Origin of the sequence: Massilia sp. H6 (genome assembly GCF_024802625.1) — a bacterium.
GTDB lineage: Bacteria > Pseudomonadota > Gammaproteobacteria > Burkholderiales > Burkholderiaceae_D > Telluria.
The window spans coordinates 1,427,379-1,453,579 of record NZ_CP103371.1; the positions used below are offsets into that span (position 1 = coordinate 1,427,379).

Annotated in this window: 21 protein-coding genes and 2 tRNA genes; 13 read left to right on the plus strand and 10 right to left on the minus strand. The window is 63.2% G+C overall.

Annotation, left to right across the window (positions count from 1 at the left end; translation table 11 throughout):
• Window positions 1–41: 41 nt before the first annotated feature.
• Window positions 42–251: a cold-shock protein gene (locus NRS07_RS06345; RefSeq protein ID WP_171085897.1), complete on the plus strand. Its 210-nt coding sequence runs from the start codon at window positions 42–44 to the stop codon at window positions 249–251.
• Window positions 252–549: 298 nt separating this feature from the next.
• Here NRS07_RS06345 and NRS07_RS06350 read toward each other — a convergent pair.
• Window positions 550–1,730 (minus strand): IS3 family transposase gene (locus NRS07_RS06350; protein ID WP_259211902.1). Its coding sequence is split into 2 segments (ribosomal slippage): window positions 550–1,481 and window positions 1,481–1,730, totalling 1,182 coding nucleotides; the frame shifts between segments, so codons are not numbered across the junction.
• A gap of 83 nt (window positions 1,731–1,813) precedes the next feature.
• Between NRS07_RS06350 and NRS07_RS06355 the strand changes: the two genes are divergently transcribed.
• Complete coding sequence (locus tag NRS07_RS06355; RefSeq protein ID WP_259211904.1) at window positions 1,814–2,146, plus strand: hypothetical protein; 333 nt, start codon at window positions 1,814–1,816, stop codon at window positions 2,144–2,146.
• On the opposite strand, the gene NRS07_RS20340 is transcribed toward NRS07_RS06355, so the two are convergent.
• The 6 genes from NRS07_RS20340 to NRS07_RS06380 all read right to left on the minus strand — a co-directional run bounded on the left by NRS07_RS20340 (window position 2,051) and on the right by NRS07_RS06380 (window position 6,646).
• Window positions 2,051–2,353: an STAS-like domain-containing protein gene (locus tag NRS07_RS20340; protein WP_373889861.1), complete on the minus strand. Its 303-nt coding sequence runs from the start codon at window positions 2,351–2,353 to the stop codon at window positions 2,051–2,053. The two genes, NRS07_RS06355 and NRS07_RS20340, sit on opposite strands and share 96 nt — an antisense overlap.
• The gene (locus tag NRS07_RS06360) at window positions 2,347–3,285 is read right to left on the minus strand and encodes an ATP-binding protein (RefSeq protein WP_259211907.1); all 939 of its coding nucleotides are present in this window, start codon (window positions 3,283–3,285) and stop codon (window positions 2,347–2,349) included. The genes NRS07_RS20340 and NRS07_RS06360 overlap by 7 nt, the downstream gene beginning before the upstream one ends.
• A gap of 136 nt (window positions 3,286–3,421) precedes the next feature.
• A tRNA-His gene (locus tag NRS07_RS06365) sits at window positions 3,422–3,497 on the minus strand.
• Window positions 3,498–3,570: 73 nt separating this feature from the next.
• On the minus strand, window positions 3,571–4,440 hold the full coding sequence (gene murI, locus NRS07_RS06370) for a glutamate racemase (RefSeq protein WP_259211909.1): 870 nt from the start codon (window positions 4,438–4,440) through the stop codon (window positions 3,571–3,573).
• A 39-nt stretch (window positions 4,441–4,479) separates the two neighbouring features.
• Entirely contained in the window at window positions 4,480–6,015 is a 1,536-nt protein-coding gene (locus tag NRS07_RS06375) for a fumarate hydratase (protein ID WP_259211911.1), read from the minus strand.
• Between the two features lie 25 nt (window positions 6,016–6,040).
• A complete protein-coding gene (locus NRS07_RS06380) occupies window positions 6,041–6,646 on the minus strand; it encodes a TIGR00645 family protein (protein WP_259211914.1) in 606 nt (201 codons plus the stop codon).
• Between the two features lie 204 nt (window positions 6,647–6,850).
• Between NRS07_RS06380 and acs the strand changes: the two genes are divergently transcribed.
• The 5 genes from acs (at window position 6,851) to rfaD (ending at window position 13,395) form a co-directional block, all read left to right on the plus strand.
• Window positions 6,851–8,848 carry an acetate--CoA ligase gene (gene acs / locus NRS07_RS06385; protein ID WP_259211917.1) on the plus strand — a complete coding sequence of 666 codons (1,998 nt, stop codon included), beginning with the start codon at window positions 6,851–6,853 and terminating at the stop codon, window positions 8,846–8,848.
• A gap of 283 nt (window positions 8,849–9,131) precedes the next feature.
• Window positions 9,132–9,222, plus strand: a tRNA-Ser gene (locus tag NRS07_RS06390).
• A gap of 692 nt (window positions 9,223–9,914) precedes the next feature.
• Window positions 9,915–11,258, plus strand: coding sequence for a S1 family peptidase (locus tag NRS07_RS06395; RefSeq protein WP_259211920.1), 1,344 nt, complete (start codon window positions 9,915–9,917; stop codon window positions 11,256–11,258).
• A 93-nt stretch (window positions 11,259–11,351) separates the two neighbouring features.
• Entirely contained in the window at window positions 11,352–12,374 is a 1,023-nt protein-coding gene (waaF, locus tag NRS07_RS06400) for a lipopolysaccharide heptosyltransferase II (RefSeq protein ID WP_259213050.1), read from the plus strand.
• 25 nt (window positions 12,375–12,399) lie between these two features.
• Window positions 12,400–13,395, plus strand: coding sequence for an ADP-glyceromanno-heptose 6-epimerase (rfaD, locus tag NRS07_RS06405; protein ID WP_259211924.1), 996 nt, complete (start codon window positions 12,400–12,402; stop codon window positions 13,393–13,395).
• Window positions 13,396–13,450: 55 nt separating this feature from the next.
• Here rfaD and NRS07_RS06410 read toward each other — a convergent pair whose 3' ends face one another.
• A complete protein-coding gene (locus NRS07_RS06410) occupies window positions 13,451–13,837 on the minus strand; it encodes a putative quinol monooxygenase (protein WP_259211925.1) in 387 nt (128 codons plus the stop codon).
• A 145-nt stretch (window positions 13,838–13,982) separates the two neighbouring features.
• Here NRS07_RS06410 and NRS07_RS06415 point away from each other — a divergent pair, with 145 nt between their 5' ends.
• Window positions 13,983–15,617: a M28 family peptidase gene (locus NRS07_RS06415; protein ID WP_259211928.1), complete on the plus strand. Its 1,635-nt coding sequence runs from the start codon at window positions 13,983–13,985 to the stop codon at window positions 15,615–15,617.
• An 18-nt stretch (window positions 15,618–15,635) separates the two neighbouring features.
• Here the strand turns inward: NRS07_RS06415 and NRS07_RS06420 are convergent, their stop codons facing one another.
• Entirely contained in the window at window positions 15,636–18,209 is a 2,574-nt protein-coding gene (locus tag NRS07_RS06420; protein ID WP_259211929.1) for an ATP-binding protein, read from the minus strand.
• Between the two features lie 320 nt (window positions 18,210–18,529).
• Here NRS07_RS06420 and NRS07_RS06425 point away from each other — a divergent pair, with 320 nt between their 5' ends.
• The gene (locus NRS07_RS06425) at window positions 18,530–19,003 is read left to right on the plus strand and encodes a chemotaxis protein CheW (RefSeq protein ID WP_259211931.1); all 474 of its coding nucleotides are present in this window, start codon (window positions 18,530–18,532) and stop codon (window positions 19,001–19,003) included.
• 142 nt (window positions 19,004–19,145) lie between these two features.
• Here the strand turns inward: NRS07_RS06425 and NRS07_RS06430 are convergent, their stop codons facing one another.
• Window positions 19,146–20,165, minus strand: a complete 1,020-nt coding sequence (locus NRS07_RS06430; RefSeq protein ID WP_259211933.1) for a porin — start codon at window positions 20,163–20,165, stop codon at window positions 19,146–19,148.
• Between the two features lie 406 nt (window positions 20,166–20,571).
• Between NRS07_RS06430 and NRS07_RS06435 the strand changes: the two genes are divergently transcribed.
• From NRS07_RS06435 to NRS07_RS06450, 4 genes are all read left to right on the plus strand, one after another.
• Complete coding sequence (locus NRS07_RS06435; RefSeq protein ID WP_259213053.1) at window positions 20,572–21,633, plus strand: aldose epimerase family protein; 1,062 nt, start codon at window positions 20,572–20,574, stop codon at window positions 21,631–21,633.
• Between the two features lie 4 nt (window positions 21,634–21,637).
• Window positions 21,638–22,516 carry an SMP-30/gluconolactonase/LRE family protein gene (locus NRS07_RS06440; RefSeq protein WP_259211935.1) on the plus strand — a complete coding sequence of 293 codons (879 nt, stop codon included), beginning with the start codon at window positions 21,638–21,640 and terminating at the stop codon, window positions 22,514–22,516.
• Between the two features lie 273 nt (window positions 22,517–22,789).
• A complete protein-coding gene (locus tag NRS07_RS06445; RefSeq protein ID WP_259211937.1) occupies window positions 22,790–25,432 on the plus strand; it encodes a GAF domain-containing protein in 2,643 nt (880 codons plus the stop codon).
• Between the two features lie 53 nt (window positions 25,433–25,485).
• Window positions 25,486–26,175 carry a fumarylacetoacetate hydrolase family protein gene (locus NRS07_RS06450; protein WP_259211939.1) on the plus strand — a complete coding sequence of 230 codons (690 nt, stop codon included), beginning with the start codon at window positions 25,486–25,488 and terminating at the stop codon, window positions 26,173–26,175.
• Window positions 26,176–26,201 lie beyond the last annotated feature (26 nt).

Below are 26,201 nucleotides of genomic sequence, written 5' to 3' on the forward strand. Positions count from 1 at the left end.
CTCGGGCGTTTTTGCCCTATGCAAACAAAAAAGGACTTCAAATGACTACTCAAACCGGCACCGTAAAATGGTTCAACGATTCCAAGGGCTTCGGCTTCATCACGCCTGACGCAGGCGGCGGCGACTTGTTCGCCCACTTCGGCGACATTCAGTCGGAAGGCTTCAAGAGCCTGGCCGAAAACCAGCGTGTTTCGTTCGAGCGTTCGACCGGACCTAAAGGCGAAAAAGCCGGCAATATCCGCGCAATTTAATCAGCCAGCTGATTATTCATTCCCTTCGGCGCGCACTACGCAGATAGCGTAGGCGAGGCTGGAGTGGAAGAAGCGGCGCGCACCACGCAGATAGCATGGGCGAGGCCGTAGCGATAGAAAACCCGCCAATTGGCGGGTTTTTGCATTTGGTGGTGCTTGCTCGGCCGTAAAACGTCGTCTGGAAGCTGCTCCAAAAACAAAAGGCTTACTCGCATATCGCTGAGTAAGCCTTTTGTTTTGCTGCTAAATTCTTGGGGTGGCTGATGGGGGACCACTGGCCAGAGGAAAACTGTGGTGGTCAAGTAATTTCGGACACAACGATAGGTTCTTTCACTGCCATTTTCCGTTCATAAACGGCGGGCGGCAGGTTGCCCAGTGCTGAATTTATACGCTTGCAGTTGTAGAGTCCGACGATGTAGTCGGTGATGTCGGCCTTGGCCTCGGCGTGATTGGCGTATTGCCACTGCCATACGCGCTCCATCTTGAGATTCAGGAAGAAGCGCTCTGCAACGGCGTTGTCCCAACAATTTCCCTTTCGGCTCATGCTGCAAACGAAGCCGTGCTCGGCCAGCAGATCTTGGTAAAGCTCACTCGCGTACTGGCTGCCCCGGTCCGAATGGACGATCAATCCGGGCGCCGGGCGCCGCTGTTGAATCGCCATGTTCAGGGCGTCGCAGACCAGCTTGGCGGGCATGCTCGGCGCCATGGCCCAGCCGACCACCTTACGCGCGTACAGGTCCAGCACGGTGGCAAGGTACAACCAGCCAGCGCCGGTGCGAATGTAGGTGATGTCGCTGACGTAAGCCAGGTTCGGCGCCGTCGGATTGAACTGCCGGTCGAGCACATTGGCGGCCACCGGCAGGCCATGCCTGCTGTCTGTCGTGTGAACGAATTTGCGCTTCCAGACGGGCTTCAAGGCTGCCTTGCGCATCAAACTGCGCACCTTGTAACGCCCGATGTTGAAGCCTTGGCTGGCCATGGCAGCGACCAGCCGACGGCTGCCGTAGCTCTGATGGCTAGCCATGAACGCGGCCTTCAGGTGCACGGTCGCCTTGCAGACAACCGGCTTGGCGGTACGACGCTGCGCCTCGTAAAAACCGGACCGGCTGACGTCCAGGACGCGGCAACTGTGCTGGACGGGGATGGCCTCCTTTTGCAGCTGACGAACGACTTGATACGTCATTTCATTTCGCGGGCAAAGAAGGCCGAGGCCTTTCTTAAGATGGTCACATCTTGTCTGAGTTGCAGATTTTCCGCCTCCAGTTGCCGGATCCTTTGCTGCTCTGCGGTGAGCGGTTTGCCAATGCCTGGCTGGCCGCTCTGCTCAGCGCCGTATTGAGCCAGCGAGCGCCGGATTGCCGTCTGGCCGATGTTCGTGCTCTCGCTGACGTTCTGGATGCTCTGACCTTGCTCTTTGATCATCCGAACCACTTCTAGCTTCAGGCTGGGATCAAAGGTCTTTCGTTTTCTTGCTGTCATGTATTACTCCTCAGAAGATGGATTTTCCACCTATTGAGGTGTGCGGGCAAATTAGACCACAGCATACGAACCTGCGCCGGCTGATGGCGCACGCCGAGAAGAAGGCCAAGGAAGAGGGCGTCGAGTTCGCACGCTTCACGCTGAAGGACATGCGGCCAGCGGCGGTGACGGATCGGGTAGAAGACGGGGACGAAACAATCACGAACGCTACCGGACACAGTAGCGATCGCATGGTTCGTAAAGTGTACGACAGGCGGAAAACGAAGGTGGCGCGCTACGGAGTGACTTCGTCCGATAGATCAGTAGCTGCGCCGCCGGTACTACTTGGAGGTGCCGAGGTGGCGGCGGTTCACCTCGAAGTCGAATCTGGACTTGATCATTTCGTTAATCTGCTTCGTCGTGTTTACAAAGCGTAGATTAGTTTTGATTGTGTCAAACGAGACCACATCCAACAACTTGATCAGCGATGTGTTGATAAACGAAGACGGAACGGTGTCTACCCCGTCGAACGAAAGCTCAATGCGCTCCCCCCGGGTAAGCCGAGGACACAACACATCGTAAATCTTCTGTCCATCATCCTGTGAATAACATCGACGAACGATGTCGAGGGCACGGATTACCATTCGAACTCCTCCTTCTCCGCGATCGGTTCCAAGGAACCAGTTCTGAACGTGATTTGAATCAAGGTACCAGGGTACGATACCGTTTCGGTACGAGGCGACATGCGTACCCCCGACGCTGCATGAATGCAATTAAAAGTGCCTTTGAGAGACTGTACGAAAACTCTACCACGATTGTTCTCTACTACGTAACGGGTAAGAATATTGAGGCCAGCACCGCGATTTCGGTGGGTGCTCTTAGTCGTGAATCCCTCAATGACAGCCTTCGCGAGGGCCGCAGCATCGCTGATCCCCGGCTCGACTTTACGGACGTTAAACGGGATCCCGACGCCGAAGTCAGAAATCGTCAACATGACCTCGCCCTTTTGCGGATAGTGCTGCGCGAACACACATCCGATCTTTTCTCCAGAGTGGTCACTGATATTGTTAAATATCTCCTGCAAACAAACGTAGATCGATGCAAACGATGCGGGCGATAACCCGACACGTTGCGAAATCCACTCAGCGAACGTATGGTGGATCCATGACCAACTTCTGTCGTAAGTCACCAGTTCGAGAGGCAATGTCGTAGTGCGCAGCTTACTTCCCTTGAAGACAGGCTCTCCAACGTAACGTAAGAAAAAAGCCGAGTCGTCCAGGAACTTGTTCCCTTCCGTTGGGAAGTGAAAGTTCCGAAACACGACTTTGGTTCCGTGTTTGTGGCGTAAATACTCAACGACGTTCGACAGCACCGTGATAGCAGTCGGGTCAGCAAAATTTAATTTCGCGAAATCCAAGATGATCTTGCTAGCTCGTGGGTTTGACTCTTCATCCAGCGCGCCCTGCAAGAGAACGTGCAAATTCTTTGCGTTGAAACTGAACGGCAACGAAACCGTCACTGGTGGGGTAAGCAAGCCCGAAAGTAGGTTCATCGTCAGCCGTATGGGTAATGTCATGCAGATTGTTTATTGGAAGGTGCCGTAACCTCGAAGATGCATATGGGATCTTCCAAAATTTGGAATTCATCTTCCAAAAAGACAAAAGGGCTACAAGCTGGAAGCGTGTAACCCTTTGTTTTTACTGCCGAATTCTTGGGGTGGCTGATGGGGCTCGAACCCACGACAACAGGAATCACAATCCTGGACTCTACCAACTGAGCTACAGCCACCACTGTCTTGCATCCGCCGCGTTGTTGCTGCGACAGAACAAGATTATACAAACAACTTCGCGAACTGGCAAATCTAAATGTGCGGTGTGGCCGAACCCGGCCGGGAAAGGCTGGCTTCGACTTCATGTACCGGCGGGTCCTGCCCCAGCAAGGTCGAGAACGCCGCCGTGAGCGCCGCCGCGCTGGCGCTGGTGAAACCGTCCAGGCGCGCCGGCTGGCCGTCGCCCGCGCGCAGCAGCCCGGCCGCGCCCAGCAGGCGTGCCAGCTGGCGCGCCACCGCGTCGCCGGTGTCGATCAGCATCACCTCTGCGGCCGTATGCTGGCCGATTACGGCCTCGATCGAGGCCTGCACCAGCGGGTAGTGGGTGCAGCCGAGCACCAAGGTATCTGCCCCTTGCGCCAGCAGCGGAGCGATATAGCGTTGCAGCATGGCTTCGAGCGCCTGGGTGTCGCCCGCGCCGAACTCGATCTGGTCGGCCAGGCCGACACAGGGCTGTAGCAAGAAGCGCGCGCCATGAGCCTGGTGGATCTGGTCGCGCAGCAGCAGGAATTTTTCGCCAGCCAGCGTGCGTTCGGTGGCCAGTACGCCAACGATGCCCGTGCGGGTCGCCGCCGCGGCGGGTTTGAGACCCGGTTCGACGCCAACGATGGGCATCTCGGGATAGCGCGCGCGCAGCACGCGTACCGCAGCAACGGTGGCGGTATTGCAGGCCACCACCAGGGCCTTGACGCGGTGCGCCGCGAGATAGCCGGCCACGGCCAGCACGCGTTCGATGACGACGTGCTCGGGCTTGTCGCCATAGGGGGCAAAGCTGGTGTCGGCGAAGTACAGGAGATGTTCGTGCGGCAGCTGCGCCTGGATGTGGCGCAGCACCGAAAAGCCGCCGACGCCCGAGTCGAAGATACCGACCGGGGCATCGGGGGGGAGGGCAGGAGTGGTCATGGACAGGGACGCGGGCTGGCGAAACAGCCCGCGAGTCGATTACACCGCGTTGACCGGAATGCCCTTGAGCGATTCGATCCTGGCAGCCCATTCCTTGGGACCGGTGGTGTGCACCGAGGTGCCGGTCGAATCGACGGCGACCGTGACCGGCATGTCGGTGACGTCGAATTCGTAGATCGCTTCCATGCCCAGGTCGGCGAAGCCGACCACGGTGGCCGACTTGATTGCCTTCGACACCAGGTAGGCCGAGCCGCCGACGGCCATCAGGTAGGCCGACTGGTGGCGCTGGATCGATTCGATCGCCATCGGGCCGCGTTCGGCCTTGCCGATCATCGAGATCAGGCCGGTTTTCTCCAGCATCATGTCGGTGAACTTGTCCATGCGGGTCGCGGTGGTCGGGCCTGCCGGACCAACCACCTCAGTGCCTACCGGATCGACCGGGCCGACGTAATAGATGACACGGTTGGTGAAGTCCACCGGCAGCGCTTCGCCCTTGGCCAGCATGTCCTGGATACGCTTGTGCGCGGCATCGCGGCCGGTCAGCATCTTGCCGTTCAGCAGTAGCGTCTGGCCCGGCGTCCACGAGGCGACTTCCGCTTTCGTCAGCGTGTTCAGGTCGACGCGCTTGGACTTTTCGGTGTCAGGCCGCCAGTGCACGTCTGGCCAGCTCGACAGCGCAGGCGGCTCGATGTACGAGGGGCCCGAGCCGTCCAGCACGAAGTGGGCGTGACGGGTGGCCGCGCAGTTCGGGATCATTGCCACCGGCTTGGAGGCCGCGTGGGTCGGGTACATGTTGATCTTCACGTCGAGCACCGTGGTCAGGCCGCCCAAGCCCTGGGCGCCGATGCCCAGCGCATTGATCTTGTCGCACAGCTCGATCCGGAGTTCTTCTGTCTTGTTTTGCGGGCCGCGTTGCTTGAGCTCGTACATGTCGATGTCTTCCATCAGCGACTCCTTGGCCATGAGCATCGCCTTTTCGGCGGTACCGCCGATGCCGATCCCGAGCATGCCCGGCGGGCACCAGCCGGCACCCATCAGCGGCACGGTCTTCATGACCCAGTCCACCAGCGAGTCGGACGGGTTGAGCATGACAAATTTGGTCTTGTTCTCGGAGCCGCCGCCCTTGGCCGCGACCTTGACGTCGACGGTCTCGCCTTCGACCAGTTCCATGTGGACCACGGCCGGGGTATTGTCCTTGGTGTTCTTGCGCTCGAAGTGAGGGTCGGCCACGATCGAGGCGCGCAGCTTGTTGTCCTCGAAGGCATAGGCACGGCGCACGCCTTCATTGACGGCGTCGGTGACGGTGCCGGTAAAGCCTTCGAAGCGCACGCCCATGCCGATCTTGAGGAACACGTTGACGATGCCGGTGTCCTGGCAGATCGGACGCTTGCCTTCCGCGCACATGCGCGAGTTCGTCAGGATCTGGGCAATGGCGTCCTTCGCGGCCGCACTTTGCTCAGTCTCATATGCGCGCGCCAGATGCTGGATATAGTCGGCCGGATGGTAGTAGCTGATGTACTGGAGCGCGGCCGCGACCGATTCGATGAGGTCGCTTTGGGTGATAACGGTGGTCATGGAAGTTTTCGTCTCGATCAGGGGATTAGTGTTTCGAATGCGTGGTCATCACGATGCGGTCGGTGTAAGCGATCGCGATCGCCGACAGCAAGAAGGCGCAATGAATAATGGTCTGCCACATCATCGTGTCTGTGTTCGGGTAGTTGGCAGCATTAATAAAGGTCTTGAGCAAGTGAATCGACGAAATGCCGATAATTGCCATTGCCAGCTTGGTTTTCAGCACCGAGGCATTCACATGGGACAGCCACTCAGGCTGGTCGGGGTGGCCTTCGAGGTGCATGCGCGAGACAAATGTCTCGTAGCCGCCAACGATCACCATGATCAACAGGTTCGAGATCATGACCACGTCGATCAGTCCCAGCACGACCAGCATGATGGTGGTTTCAGTCAGCTTGGTCGGGCGCGGCGCGCCAGGTACGGTGACAGCATCGAGAATATGGGCCAGCGAAGCGGTATTGCCCATTGCCGCGCCAATCAAATCTTTCAGTTCTACCCAAAAATGAAAAACGTACACGCATTGCGCCAGGATCAGGCCCAGGTACAGCGGCAACTGCAGCCAGCGGCTGGCGAAGATCAGGTTGTTCAGCGGGGTAAGCTTTTTTACCGGGTTCGGCGGGTCAATCTGGACCATCGGGGTGTTCACTCCTGGAAAGCTGGACAAATACAGCCGAGCATTTTACACCCGCCGGTGGGTGCCTGTCGGTTGCAACGCCGGCTTTTCGAATGCATGGGTAGAATGGCATTTCAGAACGAGGCAGCGCAGCCGGCCATGTAAGGGCACCGTAAGCGGGCCCACCTAAGGTGTCCGGTGAAACCAACGACTAAGGAGACTAGAATGGCCGAGAACGAGACCAAGCACGAAGAATTCACGCTGCAGGAAAACCGCGTATTCCAGCCACCTTCCGGGTTCGCCGGCAAGGCCGCGATCTCCGGCATGCAAGCCTATGAAAAGCTGTGCGCCGAGGCCGCCAGCGACTACGAGGGTTTCTGGGCGCGCCTGGCGCGCGAGAACATCGACTGGCATAAGCCATTCACCACCACGCTCGACGAATCGAACGCGCCATTCTACAAATGGTTCGGCGACGGCCAGCTCAACGCCTCGTACAACTGCCTCGACCGCAACTTGAGCAACGGCAACGCCGACAAGACGGCCATCATCTTCGAGGCCGACGACGGCAGCGTCACCCGCGCCAGCTACCGCGAGCTGCACGAGCGCGTCTGCAAGTTTGCCAATGGCCTGAAATCGCGCGGCATCAAGAAGGGCGACCGCGTCATCATCTACATGTCGATGTCGATCGAAGGCGTGGCGGCCATGCAGGCCTGCGCCCGCATCGGCGCTACCCACTCGGTGGTGTTTGGCGGATTTTCGGCCAAATCGCTACAAGAACGCATCATCGACGCCGGCGCCGTGGCCGTCATTACCGCCGATGAGCAACTGCGCGGCGGTAAGTCGCTGCCGCTGAAGGCCATCGTCGACGAGGCGCTGGCGCTGGGCGGCATCAGCACCATCCGCGACGTCATCGTCTACAAGCGCACCGGCGGCGACATCGCCTTCCAGGAAGGCCGCGACACCTGGCTGCACGACTTGGTCGACAACCAGAGCGCCGAATGCGAGCCGGAATGGGTCGATGCCGAGCATCCTTTGTTCATCCTTTACACATCAGGCTCGACCGGCACGCCGAAGGGCGTGCAGCACGCGACCGGCGGCTTCCTGCTGTGGGCGGCGCTGACCATGAAATGGACCTTCGACATCAAGCCCGACGATGTCTTCTGGTGCACCGCCGACATTGGCTGGGTTACCGGCCACACCTATATTGCCTACGGCCCGCTGGCCGTCGGCGCCACCGAAGTCGTGTTCGAGGGCGTGCCGACCTATCCGCATGCCGGCCGCTTCTGGGACACCATTGCCAAGCACAAGGTGTCGATCTTCTACACCGCGCCAACCGCGATCCGCTCGCTCATCAAGGCATCGGACGTCGACCCCAAGGTACACCCGACGAACTTCGACCGTTCGAGCCTGCGCCTGCTCGGTTCGGTCGGCGAGCCGATCAATCCAGAAGCCTGGATGTGGTACTACAAGAACGTCGGCGAGGAGCGCTGCCCGATTGTCGATACCTTCTGGCAAACCGAGACCGGCGGCCACATGATCACGCCATTGCCGGGCGCGACCCCGCTGGTGCCAGGCTCGTGCACGCTGCCGCTGCCGGGCATCATGACTGCCATCGTCGACGAATCCGGCGCCGACGTGCCCAATGGGCAGGGCGGCATCCTGGTGGTCAAGCGCCCATGGCCATCGATGATCCGCACCATCTGGAATAACCCCGAACGCTTCCGTACCAGTTACTTCCCTGAAGAACTGGGCGGCAAATACTACCTGGCCGGCGATGGCGCGATCCGCAACAAGGACACCGGCTATTTCACCATCACGGGCCGCATCGACGACGTGCTCAACGTCTCGGGCCACCGCATGGGCACGATGGAAATCGAATCCGCGCTGGTGGGGCATCCGAAGGTAGCAGAAGCGGCAGTGGTCGGCAAACCCGACGAAACCACCGGCGAATCCATCTGCGCCTTCGTGGTGCTCAAGGGCGCGCGCCCGAGCGGCGAAGACGCCAAGAAGCTCGCCGCCGAGCTGCGCACCTGGGTCGCAAAAGAGATCGGCCCGATCGCCAAGCCCAAGGAAATCCGCTTTGGCGACAACCTGCCGAAGACCCGCTCCGGCAAGATCATGCGCCGCCTGCTAAGGGTGCTGGCCAAGGGGGAGGCTATCACGCAGGATGTCTCCACGCTGGAGAATCCGGCAATCCTGGAGCAACTCAAGGAAAGCGCGTAAGACCAAGCGCACCGGCCGCGATCTGCACGCCGGGCGCAGCCCGCTTCTCGCGAGAGGGGCGGGCTTTTAAACGACTTGCGGCCAAGACGGACCTGTCGACATCCGCCGCCCAATCCACATGTGCCCACAGAAAGTGGCGCGGCCTGCCCATCCCGCGCCCATGCCGCCGCCAGCTGGCCACCGCGGCCCCCACGACTGCGTGTAGCAAGCGTGTGGGAACAGTCTTGTATAGAAGAGAATCCTTGATATAATAGGCGGCTTCGTGGAGACACGAGGACCATCAGGAGAGATGGATGAGTGGTTTAAGTCGCACGCCTGGAAAGCGTGTGTAGGTTCATAGCCTACCGGGGGTTCGAATCCCCCTCTCTCCGCCAGGAAACAAAAGAATGGCCACCCTTTGGGTGGCCATTTTTGTTTCCTGGCGGAGAGAAGCAGGGCCCCTGCGGGCCCTGCGCGGGGGATTCGAAGGGCTGGGCGTACTTCGCCCAGCCCTCTCCGAATCGCCACTTCGCTGTCGCTACCGGCGACAGCCCCGCGCGCCGAGGGCGCGCGCTGCAAGCCTACTAGCTAAGCGCATTGCCGCCTCGCGGGCAAGAGAAGCAGGGCCCCTGCGGGCCCTGCGCGGGGGATTCGAAGGCCTCGCGCGTACTCGCGCGTGCCTCCCGAATCGCCACTTCGCTGTCGCCACCGACGACAGCCCCGCGCGCCGAGGGCGCGCGCTGCAAGCCTACTCGCTAAGCGCATCACCACCTCGCGGGTAAGAGAAGCAGGGTCCCCGCGGGCCCTGCGCGGGGAATTCGAAGGGCTGGGCGTACTTCGCCCAGCCTTCTGCGAATCGCCACTTCGCTGTCGCCACCGGCGACAGCCCCGCGCGCCAAGGGCGCGCGCTGCGTAGGCACCAGCTAGCGCTTTCTCTGATTAGTGTCGAGGTGGTGTCGGGATGTCAGATCTGCGCATATGCCCCCCGCGTAAAAATCCAGTGACTCAGCCATAAGTAAATGCTAAATTGCCATTTTCCTGGCGTAAGACCGGGGTAGTTGCGTTACTTTCTTGGGGGAGAGCGACGATGGACAACGAGACGTTCGAGCAGATGAAGCAGGCGAAGGAATTTTTTCATGCCAGCGCGATGAAAATTCCGGGTGTACACGGCACCAGCATCGGCATCAAGCGCGTCAAGGGTAGGCCAACCGGACAGTTGGCGATCTGCGTCCATCTCGGGCGCAAGCGAGCACTGGCTTCGGTCGCGCAAGACCAGCAGATCCCGCTCGAGGTCGACGGGTTTCCCACCGACGTGATCGAGCATGCCCCGGTCATCCGCTGCGACGCCAGCGCCGAAAAGCGCGCCATGTACGAAGACAATGGCAAATACCGCCCGCTGGTCGGCGGCACCAAGCTCAGTGTCGGCTACTGCTTCGGCACGCTGGGCTGCATGGTCAAGAAGCCCGACGGCAGCTGCTACGCGCTGTCGGCCGGGCATGTGCTGGGCAGCGTCGGCGCCACCGTCTTCCAGCCCTTGAAGGTCAAGTGCGACGAGATCGGAACGACCGCCGATATCCACGACAGCTCCGAAGTCGATGCCGCGATCGTTGGCCTGGACTACTACAACGATACCGGCCTGGCCCATATTCGTGAAATCGGTGCCGTCACCGGCACCCACGAAGCCGGTTGGGGCGACCTGCCACTGGCCGTCGCCAAGCGCGGCGTTTCCACCGGCCTGACCTTCGGCAGCATCGTCTCCATCCACTACAGCGGACTGGCCGCCAACCGCGAGCAGTTCCAGGACATGCTGTTCATCTGTGGCAGCGACACCGACTTTGTCGACCATGGCGACTCCGGCTCGGCCATCGTGCACCAGGCCAGCCCGGACGACAACCTGGTGGTCGGCCTGTTATGGGGCAAGGCGCCCGATACCAATCGCATCGCGATTGCCGCGCCCATCGGCCGTGTGACCGGCAGCCTGGGCGTGACGGTGCTAACTACCCACGACGTGGTGCGCTCGCCCCAGGAAACCCTGCTCGGCTGCTTCGAGGCTTTTCTCGGCGAGACCGAACGCGGCAAGGCCTGGTGGGTTGCCTATTCGACCAACCGCATCTATTTCCGCCACATCTTCCATAACGTGCCGCGGCTGGCGGCGATGTGGCGCAGGATGCCGGTAACCGAAATGCTGGCGGCGCTGCGCGAGGCCATGATCGACCCCGATACCGTCATTCCCGACAAGCTCGGCGCGCACGATACCGAAGAGGTGATGTGGGACCTCTACGACGGGCTCGGCAAATTCTTGCAGGCGCATCACCAGCCCTTGCTGCAGCAGCAGACGGCTTCGCTGTGCCGCTTCGTTAGTGCCAACATCGGCACCAGCTGGCGCGCCGCCCTGCATGGGCCGGGCTCGAAGAAGCGCACGACAACATAGGGGGCAGGGGCAGGGAAGGCTTGCGCCGCGGTTGCTATAATCGAGGATTACGAATGCGGGGATCGCTTCCCGTCGAATCACGAAGAAAGCCCCATCTTGCGCACGCTTGTCATTTCCCCCAACTGGATCGGCGACGCCGTCATGGCGCAGCCGTTGCTGCGCCGCCTGCGCGAGCTCCATCCTGAGCGTCCGATCGACGTGCTGGCCCCGACCTGGGTGGCGCCGGTCTGGCGCGCGATGCACGAAGTCGATACGGTGATCGAATCGCCCTTCAAGCATGGATCGCTGCAGTGGGCCGAACGGCGCGCGTTCGCGAAAATCCTGAAGGCGCGCGGCTACCTGGATTCGTACGTGCTGCCCAATACCCTGAAGTTCGCGCTGATTCCCTGGCTGGCCGGCATCAAGCGGCGCGTCGGCTACAAGGGCGAGATGCGCTACGGCCTGGTCAACGTGATGCACCACGACGACAAGGCGGCGCCGCGCCCGATGGCGCAGTTCTATGCAGCGCTGGCCGACCAGCCGGTGCGCCACCTGCCGCGTCCTGACACACTGCCCGAGCCGGTCATGGTTGTCGATCCGCACCAGGCCGACGCCGCCATCGCCCGGCTTGGCCTGCCGGCAGGAACCTACGTGGCGTTCGCGCCGGGCGCGGAATTCGGCCCGGCCAAGCGCTGGCCGGCGTCCTATTTTGCCGAACTGGCGCAGACCATCCTCGCCAATCGCCCGGACGCGCAGATCCTGCTGCTAGGCTCGCCGAAAGACCGCGCGGTCTGCGACGAGATCACCGCGCTGGTAGCCGGTGCACACAACCTGGCCGGCTCCACGACGCTGAGCGAAGCGATCGCGCTGATTGCGCGCGCGGCGGTGGTGGTAACCAACGATTCCGGCCTGATGCACATTGGTGCGGCGCTCGGCCGTCCGGTGGTGGCGATCTACGGTCCGACCGACCCGCGTCACACGCCGCCGCTGTCAAGGCTGGCCAGTGTGCTGTGGCTGCACATCGAATGCTCGCCCTGCCAGCAGCGCGAATGCCCGCTGGGCCACCAGAATTGCATGAAACAACTCTTGCCAGGCGATGTCTGGCAACCGCTGCAGCCGATGCTGGCCGCGGCCTGAACACAACCTGAAAACGAGGTAGAAAATGATACTGGTCACCGGCGCAGCAGGCTTCATCGGAGCCAACCTGGTACACGCGCTGTCCAAGCGCAAGCCGTTCAGCGTGTTCGCGGTCGATAACATGTCGCGCCCGGATAAATTCCTGAACATCGTCGATGCCGAACTGGCCGATTACGCCGACAAGGAAGACTTCCTGGTGCGCCTGAAGGCCGGCGAATTCGACGGCAAGTTCTCGGCCGTGCTGCACCAGGGCGCCTGCTCCAACACCATGGAGACCGATGGCGTCTACATGATGAAAAATAACTACGACTACACCATCGCGCTGTTCGAATTCTGCCGGCGCGAAGGCATCGCCTTTATTTATGCGTCGTCGGCGGCGGTGTACGGCGGCGGCACCGTGTTCAAGGAAGAACGCGCGCACGAGCGCCCGCTCAATGTCTACGGATATTCGAAATTTTTGTTCGATCAGTACCTGCGCCGCCACTGGCAGCAGCACGGCATGGACAGCGGCAGCCAGGTAGTGGGCCTGCGCTATTTCAACGTGTACGGCCCGCTCGAGGGCCACAAGGGCACCATGGCCTCGGTGCCGTTTCACCAGTACCACCAGTTCCTCAAGGATGGCAAGGTCAAGCTGTTCGGCGCCAACGATGGCTACGCGGCCGGCAACCAGATGCGCGACTTCGTCTATATCGACGACGTGGTCAAGGTCAACCTGTTCTTCCTGGATAACCCCGACAAGCGCGGCGTATTCAACCTGGGTACCGGACGCGCGCAGCCGTTCAACGACCTGGCCGTGGCCACCGTCAACGCGCTGGCCAATGATGGCGGTGCGCCGCTGACCCTGGAGCAGATCGTCGACCGCGGGCTGCTGGAATATATACCGTTCCCGGACAAGCTCAAAGGGAAGTACCAGAGCTTCACGCAGGCCGATATCGGGGCCCTGCGCGAAGCCGGTTATACCGAGCCGTTCACCGATGTCGCCAACGGCGTCGCGCAGTACATGCGCTACCTTAAGTCCTAGGACGGGCAGGGCAGGCGCTGGCGCCCCCTGCGCGGCCCGGCTTTCTAGAACAGCGTCAGCGCTGCGCCAGTCCGTGCCCGCCCACCGGCTCGGTTTCAAAACGCTCGCCGAAGCCTGCGATCAGCGGCCGTCCCCTGGCGATCGCCGCCTGTACCGACGGCAGTGCCAGCGAAGCCTTGTGGCTGTCCTGGCTGTCCCAGGTTTCGGTGATCCAAAGCGCGTCGGCGTCGAGCTTGTCCTTGGCGATCACGTATCCCAGGCAGCCCGGCATCGACGCTGTTGCGTCGAGCAAGATGGCGGCCAGCGCATCACGCTGGCCCGGCTGGGCGCGCATTTTTCCGATCAGGCCATACATGGTGGAGTCCTTTCGTTCCGGGGTAGCGCACGCGGCGAGGGGCAGGGCAGCAAGCAGGGCGACGGCGCGGCGGCGGGGAATGGTCATGCACGTGGTCATGCACGCGTCCTGTTGGGTAAAGAGCAAGTATAAGCCCATGGTCAGCCCTGCCGCAATGGGGCGCGCAACAGGCTCGATCGCTGGGTTAAGATGGCAGCCTGCCAAGCCGGCCCACCTTGAAACGGAACCTTCGATGCGACTTTCCCCTCTTGCCCTTGCCGCCGCCATGACCCTGCCTGGCGCGGCCTTTGCCCAGCAGGCCCCGGCAGTGTCCGAGCCGGTGCTGCGCGGCCATCTTGCCTTCCTGGCGGACGACTTGTTCGAGGGTCGCGGCACCGGCCAGCGCGGCGGCGATCTTGCGGTGCGCTACCTGGAGACCCAGGCCGCCATCATCGGCCTGCAGCCTGCCTATCCGTCCGCCGCAGGAGGCGGCTATCGCCAGAAGGTCGACATCCGTGGTACCCGGCTGCTGCCCGGCAGCGCGGTGCGCTTCGAGGCCGGCGGCAAATCATTCCAGCCCGAAGTCGGCAAGGAAATCGTGTTCGGCACCTCCAGCGGACGCAGCAGCGTGGCCTTCGACGCGCCGCTGATGTTCGTCGGCTACGGCGTGTCGGCGCCCGAGGAACGCTGGGACGACTACAAGGACGCCGACGTCAAGGGCAAGATCCTGGTCATGATGGTCAACGACCCGCAACCGACCGGCGAAGAGCCGGACCGCTTCGCCGGCAAGGCCTACACCTGGTATGGCCGCTGGCTATACAAGTTCGAAGAGGCGGTGCGCAAGGGCGCTGCGGGCGTGCTGCTGATCCACACGCTGCCGTCGTCGTCGTATCCATGGAGCGTGCCGGCCAACGGCTTCTCGCACGAGCGCTTCCACCTGGCCGGCGCCGGCAACCAGATCGAGGGCTGGCTGCATGAAGACACCGCGCGTGCGCTGTTCGCGGCGGCCGGCTTCCAGCTCGACGCGCTGCGCGCGCAGGCCGAACGGCGCGACTTCCGCCCGGTGGACCTCAAGATCGCCACCCGGGTCGAGCTGAAGTCGGCCATCCGCCAGGTCGAGCAGTTCAATGTGGTCGGCCTGGTGCCGGGCACCGATCCCAAGCTCAAAGAGCAGGCAGTAGTGTACTCGTCGCACTGGGACCACATGGGCATGGACGAAGGCCCGGCGGCAGGCAAGCAAGACCGCATCTACAACGGCGCCATCGACAACGCTTCGGGTACCGCCGCGCTGCTGGCCATGGCCGCCGAGGCAGTGAAGAAACCGGCGCGCCGCACCCAGGTGTTTTTGTGGCCGGCCGCCGAGGAGCAGGGCTTGCTGGGCAGCGCCGCTTATGTCAATGACCCAGTGGTGCCGCTGGCCAAGACCGCGGCCGACCTCAACCTGGACAGCCTGAACTTCGTCGGCAAGACAAAAGACATCGGCGTGCCCGGCGCCGAGCGCAGCACGCTGTATGACACCGCCGCCGGCGTGGCCAAGGCCATGGGGCTGAAGCTGGCGCCGACCATCCCCGACCTGTCGGGCGCCTATTTCCGCGCCGATCACTTCAACTTTGCCAAGGCCGGTGTGCCGGCCTTTAACGTGGGCTCGGCCGTGTTCTCGGGCGACGGGCATTTCGAATTCGCGCACCAGCACGGGGCGTCGAGCGAAAAGATGGTGGGCTTTAAAAGGGACTATCACCAGGTGACCGACGAATACCGCGCCGATTGGGATCTCTCGGGCATGGTGCAGCAGGCGCAGTTCACGCTCAACCTGGGGTATGCGGTGGCGAACGCTCCCGGCATGCCGACCTGGAAGAAGGGCGACAGCTTCGGCAGCGTCAAGCGCTAGGCGGAATAGCTGCGGCGATCAGGCCACGCCGGCGAGGATCTTCTCCAGGCTGGCCATGTCGACCGGCTTGACCAGGTGGTGGTCGAAGCCGGCCGCCGCGCTGTTGCGGCGGTCCTGTTCCTGGCCATAGCCAGTCACCGCCACCAGCACCGCCCCCCTGGTCGAGGGGAACCGGCGCAGGCGGCGTGCCAGTTCGTAGCCATCCATGTCGGGCAGCCCGATATCGAGCAGGCAGACGTCGGGCGCGAAACCGGGCGCCAACGCCAGCGCGTCCAGCGAGCCATGCTCGACCCGCACCTCGTGCCCCTGCGCGCCGACATACATCGCCAGCACCTGGGCCGCATCGATGTTGTCGTCCACCACCAGCACCTTCAGGTTGGCGTCCGCCGCAGCCGCCGCGGCGGCGCCTTCGGCAAGGCCAGGCGCGCGTTCTGTGCAGCGCTGCAGCCGCACCGTAAAGACCGTGCCCGCCCCCTGGCCGGCGCTGGCCACGCCCACGCTGCCGCCATGCAGCTCGACCAGGCTGCGCACCAGCGCCAGCCCGATGCCGAGGCCGCCGAGCGAGCGGTCGGGCGTGCGTTCGCCCTGCACGAACATGTCGAACGCCCGTTCCAGTTCGGCCGGCAGCATGCCGATGCCGCTGTCGCGCACTTCCAGCACCACCAGCTCGCTGCCAGCGGCGACGGAGACGCCGATCCTGCCGCCGGGGTCGGTGAACTTGGCCGCGTTGTGCAGCAGGTTGCTTACCACCTGCACCAGCCGCTTGCGGTCGCCGAATACATGGCAGGGCTGGGGCAGGGTAGCGATCTCGAGACGATGGCCCTTGTCGCGCACCAGTGCCTGCACCTGCTCGGACGCCTCGAGCACCACCGCATTGATGTCGATCCGCGCTTTGGAGAGCTCCACCAGCCCGCGCGTCACGCGCGAGACATCGAGCAGGTCGTCGACCAGTCCTGCCATGTGGCGCGCCTGGCGCGCGATGATGGCGCTGATCTGCTTGGTGCGCGCCGGGTCGAGCCCTTCCTGGCCGAGCAGCTGGGCGCCCGAGGTGATCGGCGCCAGCGGGTTGCGCAGTTCGTGCGCGAGCATGGCCAGGAATTCATTCTTGCGCTGGTCGGCCAGGCGCAATGCTTGCTCGGCGCGCACGCGTTCGGTCACGTCCTGCACCGAGCCATGCAGCGCCACCACGGCGCCGTCCTGGCCATGCACGCTTTCGCAGCGATAGTCGAGCCAGATGCGGTGGCCGTGCGCGTGGGTGGCCTCGAGCTGCAGCTTGCCGCTGCCGCCGCTGCGTACCAGCTCGCCGCTCAGGCGCTGCACTTCCAGCCACGACTCGTCGGTGAGCAGGGTGCCGCGCTGCCGTGCAAAGGGCGGCAGCGGGCGACCGAAGATGTGCGGCACCGAAGCCGACATCTCGATGCTGTCGCCGCCCCGGTTCCAGTGCCAGGTGCCGAAGCGTGCCAGCATATGGGTTTCGCGCAGCGCCGATTCCTTGGCCGCCAGCTCGCGCGAGCGCTCATCGAGCAGGACGGCAGCGTCGCCGATGGCGGCCGCCACCTCTGCCGCTTCGCGCACGTATACCTGTTCCAGCGGCACCCCGAAAACGGGCCGCGCGCTACTATCCTTGCCCAGCGCCAGCGCCGGCACGGTCAGTGCCTGCAGCGAGCGCGCCATGCGTCCGCCGATCAGCCAGGCCAAGCACAGGCCGATCGCGAACAGTACCACCGTGCCGGCCGCCATCAAGGCCAGCTGCCCCAGCAGCTCCGCGCGCAGGCTCTCGCGCGGCAAGCCGATCGCGACGCCCCAGCCGGTCGTGGCCGAGCGCGAGAACGACGTGATCAGCGGCTTGCCTTCGCGCGACTGCGAATCGATGGTGCCTTCGGCGGCGCGCCCGATGGCGTTGCGCAGCAGCGGATGGACCGGTTGGCCGACCGACTGCGCCATGTTGAGGTTGCGGCTGAACGTGATGCCCTGGCGGTCGAACAGCGAGGCGACCGCGCCTTCGGGCACCGATTTTGGCGTCAGGATGCCCTGGAAGTAATCGGGCCGCATGCCGATGCTCAGCACGTAGCGCAGCTCGCCTTGCAGCGTTACCGGAACGTCGATCCTGACGGTCGGCTGCTTGCCCAGCGGGCCAAGGAACACGTCCGACACCGAGGGCTGGCCGGTGGCGAATACCTTGTCGAGCTGGGGCGATTGGTCGATCGGCAGCGGCGTGCCGTAGTCGACCGAGGTGTTGACGATTTGCTGGCCGCTGCGGTCGCGCAGAACCATGTTCATGCCGCCGCCGGCCAGCGACATCGCCTGGCTCGCCTGGCGGTGCACGCGCGCGAAGTCGGCATCGGCGAGCGCGTCGAGCGTGGACAGGGTCTGGGCGATCGACTGCCCCTGCAGCAGCTTGTTGTCGGCCGTCTGCATCAGCGCGTGCACGGTTTGCATCGTGTTCTGGTCGTACTCGATGCGGGCCTTCTGGTACTGGTGGACAAACAGCAGCGCGGCGCCGACCACGCCCGGCAGCAGGGTCGCCAATACCAGCCAGAGCAGGTAGGCGCGCAGGGGCCTGCGGACGATAGGGGGTGCGGAGCCAGTCACGTGGGAAGCACAGATTGCAATAAAGACGCAATTCTACGTGACATTGCATTTAGGTATCGTTTTACCTGAACGCAGCCTTCCTCTACCAGCGTCCGGGCCGGACGGCTGGCGTTGTACGGTCGCCTACGCCATGCATCGATGGCGTTGTCAGTTGGCGGGGACGGAGTCGACAGAATGTTGTACGCACGCCATATTTCGCAACAAATCTGCCCCAATTTCATCATTTTTGTCATTTCACCATCGAACCGGCACCGGATTGGACGTAATCTACTTGCATTCAGGCAATTATGCCTCGCCAAACACGCATACAGGAATCGACCATGGACGCAGCAACGCATGACAACGAAGTATTGTCCTTCCGCCTCGCGAAGGAAGAGTACGCCATTAGCATCCTGAAAGTGCAGGAAATCCGCGGCTACGAAGAGCCGACCCTACTGCCGAGCGCGCCGGCCTGCATCAAGGGCATCCAGAATCTGCGCGGTTCGATCGTGCCGATCGTGGACATGCGCATCTTGTTCAACCTGGGTGAACCGACCTATGACCAATTTACGGTCGTGATCGTTCTGAACATCAAGAACCACGTGATCGGCATGGTGGTGGACAGCGTCTCCGACGTGGTCACCCTGCTCGACGAGCAGATCCGCCCGGCGCCCGAGATGGGCTCGGCGGCGGACAGCGACTACATCACCGGCCTGGGCACGGTAGGCGAGCGCATGCTGATCATGCTCGATATCGACCAGCTGATGAGCTCGGACAAGCTCGGCCTGATCGGCGGCAGCAAGCAGGCAGCCTGAGTAGCGCATTACCCGTGCAGCGCGAGGCCCCTGAATCCAGGAGAAATTGCGCAGCACGCAATTAGCGGACGAATGAACCCGACATCCAGAAACAAGAACGGCAGGCCTTGCGGCCTGCCGTTCTTGTTTTACGCTGGTGTGGTTAGAACAGGTGACGCACACCCACGTTGAACACCGATGGATCGGCGCCCAGGGCGGTGACTGGCGGAGCAAAGGTGCCGCCTGCCGAGGTCAGGCCGAAGTTGCCGGTGGCGTTGTTATTCACGCGGCCATAGCTGCTGTACAGGTTGGTGCGCTTGGACAGTGTGTAGGAATAAGCCAGCGAGAAGCCGTTGCCGCGCGCGCCGGTTTCGAGGCGCTGCTGGTGCGCCGAAACGAAGAACTTGCTGGCGCCGGCAGTGTACGAGCCGCCAATGGTGGTGTACTTGAACTCGTTGTTTGGACCGGTCAGGTCGGCCACCACGTAGGAGCCACGGATATCGAAGGCGCCGAAGTTATAGCCGGCGCCGAACACGTATTCCTTGTCGTCGCCGGTGGCCAGGCGCTCGATCTGGTGATAGCCAGCGCCCAGGTTCAGCGGGCCGTTCTTGTATTCGACCGACACGCCGACCAGGTTGCCCGACGGATTGTCGTTCTGGCGCTCGCCCGCGCTGTACGCGGCCTGGACCGTGAAGCCGCTCAGTGCTTCGCTCTTGTAGTTGACCGAATTGGCCAGGCGGCGGGTGGCGCGGTTGGTGCCGAAGCTGCCCAGGTTGGAACCGTAGTAGCCATGGCCCAGCGGGTCGCTCGACTGCACCACCGCGGCGATCGGGCTGTACTCGCGGCCGACGGTGACGGTGCCGAACGAGCCTTGCAGGCCAACCACGGCGCGGCGCTGGAACAGGCCGGAGGAATCGGAGGCGCCGCTGTCGATCGCGTAACCGGCTTCGATGTTGAACAGTGCCTTCAAGCCATTGCCCAGGTCTTCAGTACCACGGAAACCGATGCGGCTGGTCGACTGGGTACCCGAGGTGATCACGGTGCGGCTGTCCTGGCCCGGTGCGTCGGCATCTTCGATGCCGATCGATGCATCGGCAATACCGTACACCGTGACGCTGCTCTGCGCTTGCGCAGCCATTGGCAGGATGGATAACAGGGCGATTGCCAGGCTAATCTTCTTCATTATGATGTTCTCCAGTAATAAATGGTGTTCTTACGAATGCGAACAGAAAACAACTGTCCCATGAAACAAAGGCAGCATTGATAGGCAGTTACGTTACCAGCACCGTCTAAATGATGCCAATAAACATTTGCACTATCCTTACATGATTTCCGATTGGCATGTTTGTGTGGTCAAAAAGCTGCATGATCAGTCGCAAATGTTTCTGCAAAGATATTTTACATGTTGCGTAGGACATACGCTATGGGGAGTTTCCACAGATCAAAGTGACCTGTCGGTGGAAATTGATACTGGCCGCCGCACGTTGCCGCTCATGTGGGCGCGCAAGGGGGGCAGCCTTACCGGACGAGCCGGTTTTTCGAACCTGTTAGGATCGGGGGACCACGACCCCAGCAAGGATGAACACAAGGTGCAGACACGTATCACGCAAGCGCCGTTCGGCCGCCTGCCCAATGACGACACCGTCACCCAATTTACGCTCAGCAACGCAAACGGCTTGATGGCGAAGGTGATCGATTTCGGCGGCATCATCACCGAGCTGCACACGCCGGATCGCCACGGCAGGCTGGCCGATGTCGTGCTCGGCTTCGACCAGCTCGGGCCGTATGTGACCGATAGCCCGTATTTTGGCGCCCTGATCGGGCGCTACGGCAACCGCATCGCCAAGGGAAAATTCTTGCTCGACGGCCAGGAATTCCACCTGCCTACCAATAATGGCAAGCATCACCTGCACGGCGGCGCACCCGGTTTCGACAAGGTCAAGTGGGATGCCATTGTCGACGCCGACAGCCTGCAACTGGCCTACCGCAGCCGCGACGGCGAGCAGGGTTATCCGGGGAACCTTGACGCCACTGTCATCTACACGCTCACCGATGACAACGAGCTGATCGTGCGCTTCCACGCCGTCACCGACCGGGCCACGCCGGTCAACCTGACCCAGCACAGTTATTTCAACCTTGGCGGGCTGGGTGAGACCGGGAGCGACATCCTGGGTCATGTGCTGAGTATCGACGCCGACAGGTTCGTGGCCATCGATGCCGAATCGATTCCCCTGGGCCTGTTGGCGCCGGTCGCTGACACGCCTTTCGACTTCCGCACCCCATGCTTGATTGGCGCGCGCATCGGGCAGCCCGACCAGCAGTTGCGCCATGGCTTGGGCTACGACCATTGTTTTGCCTTGAACCGGCCTGCTGGGCGCGCCATGAGCCGGGCCGCCCGCGTGGTCGAGCCGGAGTCGGGCCGGGTGCTGGAGTTGTTCACCGAAGAACCCGGGGTACAGTTCTACAGCGGCAATTTTCTCGACGGTTGCCTGCAGGGCAAAGGGCAACGCTACCAGCATCGCAGCGGATTTTGCCTGGAGCCGCAGCACTTTCCGGATTCGCCGAACCAGCCGCATTTTCCCAACACCATCTTGCGCCCGGGCCAGGTCTACCAGACCGAATCGCGTTTCCGGTTCTCGGTGGCGAGCTAGGCAGATGGATGTGCTGATCGACGGCCAGCACGAGCTCGGTGAGTGCGTGCTGTGGTGCGAACGCAGCCGGCGCCTGCTATGGACCGACATCCCGGCGTCTACGCTGTGGTCGTATTCACCCGCTACCGGCAAGACCGCCAGCTGGCCGATGCCCGAGCGCCTTTGCTGCTTTTCCCTGACCGGCAGCGACGATCGTCTGCTGCTCGGACTTGCCTCTTGCCTGGCTTTGTTCACCTTCTCGACTGGCGCGATCAAGCGCATCGTCGACGTCGAAACCGATATTCCGGCCACACGCCTGAACGACGGCCGCTGCGACCGCCAGGGCCGCTTTGTGTTCGGCATGTTCAACCAGGTCGATGACCCAAAATTGGCGCTGGGCAGTTTCTACCGCCTGAAGCGCGATTTGACGCTCGAACGGCTGCCGCTCGGGAAGGCGGCCATTGCCAACAGCATCTGTTTCAGTCCAGACGGGCGCCGTATGTATTTCGCCGACTCCATCGACAACGCCATTCGCGTTTGCGACTACCACCCGTGCAGCGCAGAAGTGGGCCAGCCGCGCATCTTCGTGCCCGCTGGCGCCGCGCCCGGCGTGCCCGATGGCGCATGTATCGACGCCGAAGGCTATCTGTGGTCGGCGCGCTGGGGAGCCGGTCAAGTGATGCGGTTTGCACCGGATGGACGGCTCGATCGCGTGCTGCGGCTGGACGCGCCGCAACCGAGCTGCCCGGCCTTCGGCGGGCCCGATATGTCGACCTTGTTCGTCACCACGGCCCATCTCGGCATGAGCGCCAGCGATCGGGCCGCTGCACCCCGGTCGGGCGCGCTGTTCAGCCAGGCCATGGACCTGCAAGGCTTGCCGGAGTCGCGTTTCCTGCATGCCTGAGGCCGTGGGCGCCGGCGCGCGCGTATCGGGCGCGCTCGATCGATATTGCTCGCTATAATCCGCGATTGCGAAAAGTTTGCGGCAAGACAACAAATTCTGGCGACGGGTTTCCCATCCCGCGACCAGCAGCCGTGCGCGACTAGACTGGGTATCCTGATGAGCATCGAAAGCAGTTTCTCTACCCTCGCGGAGGGCGGCGCGCCCGCTGTCCCGGCCACTGACTGTCCGTGGCAGGTGTTGCCTACTGTGAATCCAGGCAATTGGCCCGAGGGCATGCAGGCCATTTCCAGCTTGACCATTGCCTCGCATGTCCCCATGTTCATTGCCTGGGGCCCCGAGTTGCGTCTGTTCTACAACGATGCCTATGCTGAGCTACTTGGCGATAAGCATCCGGAGGCAATGGGCCAGCCTTTGCTCCTGGTGCACCCAGAACTGTGGTCGCAGGTACAGCCGTGTATCTTTGCCGCATTGGCCGGCCAGCCGGCCCACTGCGAGAACGTGCTGATGCAGCCGGTTCGCAATGGCCGCATCGAACAGCGCTTCGTGTCGGCATCGGTCAGCCCGGTGCGCCATCACGGCGACGTGGTCGGCGTGGCCTGCGTCTGGTCCGACACCACGTCGCGCGTGCTGGCCGAGCAGCGCCACGCGTTTCACCTTGAATTGAGCACGGCCTTGCGTCCCCTGGTCGATGCCGCCCATATCATGGAAGCGGCTTGCCGCCTGACGGGCGGGCGCCTTGGCGTGGGCCGGGTTGGCTATGGCGAGATCGACATGGCGGCCGGTACCGTTAGCGTGGATCGCGACTGGACCGACGGCCGGCTCGCCAGCCTGGCCGGGCAATCGCGTCCGCTCGACAGTTTCGGTCCGGCGATTGTCGCCCAGTTGCGCAAGGGCCGCACGCTGCGGCTCGACGATATCGCCCTCGATGAGCGCTCGGCGCAGTATGCCCAGGGCTATGCCAGCGTCGGCGCGCGCGCGATGTTGATCGTACCGCTGATCGAAGCAGGGCAGTTGGCCGCGGTCTTCTATCTGCTTGAGCAGTGTCCGCGCCATTGGAGCGACCAGGACATACTCCTGGCCGAGGACGTGGCGCGCCAGACCCGCGAAGTGGTGCGGCGCGCGCGCGTGGAAGAGTCGCTGCGCGACGAAAAGCGTGTGCTCGAAATGCTCAACCGCACCGGACAGGCGCTGGCCTCGACGCTCGACTTCGACACGCTGATGCAGGCGATCACCGACGCCGGCACCGAACTGGCAGGGGCGCGCTTCGGTGGCTTCTTCTACCAGGCGCAGGGCGGACAGCGCGCTGACGATGGCGCTTCAGCACAGCTGTACACGCTCTCGGGCGCATGGCCGGAACGCTTCGGGGAGCAATTCGGACAAGGGGGCGACCCGGGCGCCGCCAGCTTGTTGCGTCCGCGCTTCGATGGCGAGCGCGCGCTGCGCTGCAGAGACGTCACGCGCGACCCGCGCTATGCGGCACTGGCGGCCACCGGCGCCACCCCGAGCGGCCAGCCGGCGCTGCGCAGCTACCTGGCAGTACCGGTGGTGTCGCGTTCCGGCACGCTACTGGGCGCTTTGCTGTTCGGTCATCCGGAGCCTGGCGTTTTCACTGAACGGACCGAACGCATCGTCGCCGGCGTCGCGGCGCAGGCGGCGATCGCCATGGACAATGCGCGCCTGTACGAGGTGGCGCAGAAATCCGCACTCGAACGTGACGCGCTGCTGCAGAGCGAACGCGCGGCGCGCGTGCAGGCCGAGCGACTCAGTCACACGAAGGACGAGTTCCTGGCCATGCTGGCCCACGAACTGCGCAATCCGCTGGCGCCGATCAGCAGTTCGGCCAGCCTGTTGTCGATGCAGTTCCAGGACGAGCCGCGAATTCGCCAGACCACCACCATCATCAGCCGCCAGGTGCGCCACATGAGCCGCCTGATCGACGACCTGCTCGACGTCTCGCGCGTTACGCGCGGGCTCGTCAAGCTCAAGCTGGGCGTGGTGGACTTTCGCGAGATTGTCTCGGGCGCGCTCGATCAGGCGCGTCCGCTCATCAGCGAAAAGGGGCACCAGGTCGAGATGGCGCTGCCGGCCGCGCCGGTGTATGTGCGCGGCGACCAGACCCGCCTGGTGCAGAGCGTGTCCAACATCCTCAACAACGCCGCCAAGTACACCCAGAACGACGGACGCATCGCCCTCAGGCTGGAAGCGACCGATGGACGCATGCTGCTCACCGTGAGCGATAACGGCTGCGGCATGCCGGCCGAGCTGGTGCCGAACGTGTTCGACCTGTTCACGCAAGGCGCGCGCACGCTGGCACGCTCGCAGGGCGGGCTGGGCCTGGGCCTGACGCTGGCCAGGCGGCTGGTCGAGCTGCACGAGGGCGAAGTGGGCGCCTCCAGCGGCGGCGTGGGACAGGGCAGCAGCTTCACGCTGGCGCTGCCTTGCGTGGACGCCGCGCCAGACGCCGCGGCCGGCGCCAACGGCGCGCCGCCGGACCAGTGCGCGAGTGCGGTGCTGGCGCGGCCGCTGCGCCTGGTGCTGGTCGACGACAACGCCGACGCGGTCGACAGCCTGTCCACGCTGCTGAACGTGCAGGGCTATCAAACCGCGGTCGAGTACGACGCGCGCTCGGGCCTGCGGCGCGCGCGCGCCGAGAGGCCGGATGCGATGCTGGTCGATATCGGCCTGCCCGATATCGACGGCTACCAGCTCGCGCAACAGCTGCGCGCCATGCCGGAAACCAGCGCCACGGTGCTGGTGGCGATCACCGGCTATGGCCAGTCCAGGGACCGCGAGCGCGCCATCGAGGCAGGCTTCGCGCATCACCTGGTCAAGCCGGTGGACATGACGGCGCTGGTGCGCGTGCTCGAAGCGGTCGGCAGTGCTGCTGCGCGCTCGCAGGCGTCCGGCACCGCTTGAAGCGCCGCCCGGCGTGCGGGTATCATGCGCGTCCAGTCCATGAAAGGATCCGCATGTCCAGTTACGTTATTTCCGCGCCCGCCACGCCAACGCTCGCCGTGGCGGGGCAAGATTCCCGTTTTCCGGTTCGCCGCGTGTTCTGCGTCGGCCGCAACTACGGTGCGCATGCGCGCGAGATGGGCAGCGATCCCGAGCGCGAGCCGCCGTTTTTCTTTACCAAGCCCGCCGATGCGGTGGTGCCGGCCAGTGGCACGGTGCCTTATCCGCCTGCTACCGACGACTTGCACCACGAGGTGGAGCTGGTGGTGGCGCTGGGCAGCGGCGGCGCCGACATCGCACCTGCCGATGCGATGGCGCTGGTATGGGGGTATGGCGTCGGCCTGGACCTGACGCGGCGCGACCTGCAGGCGCAGGCCAAGAATACGGGTCGGCCCTGGGACATGGCCAAGGGCTTCGACGCGTCGGCGCCTTGCAGTCCCTTGACGCCGGCGACGACGCTGGGGCTTGCGCAAGATGCGCGGATCTGGCTCGAAGTCAACGGCGCGCTGCGGCAAGAGGGCAAGCTCGGCGACATGATCTGGCCGATCGCCGATGTGATCAGCCATTTGTCGCGTCTGGTGCGGCTGGAGGCGGGTGATCTGATCTATACCGGCACGCCGGCAGGCGTGGCGGCCTTGAGCCGCGGCGACCGGGTGCGCGGTGGCGTGGACGGCGTCGCGCAGTTTGCGTTGACGATCGCGTAGCGCCGGGCCAGGCGAAAACGGGCCGG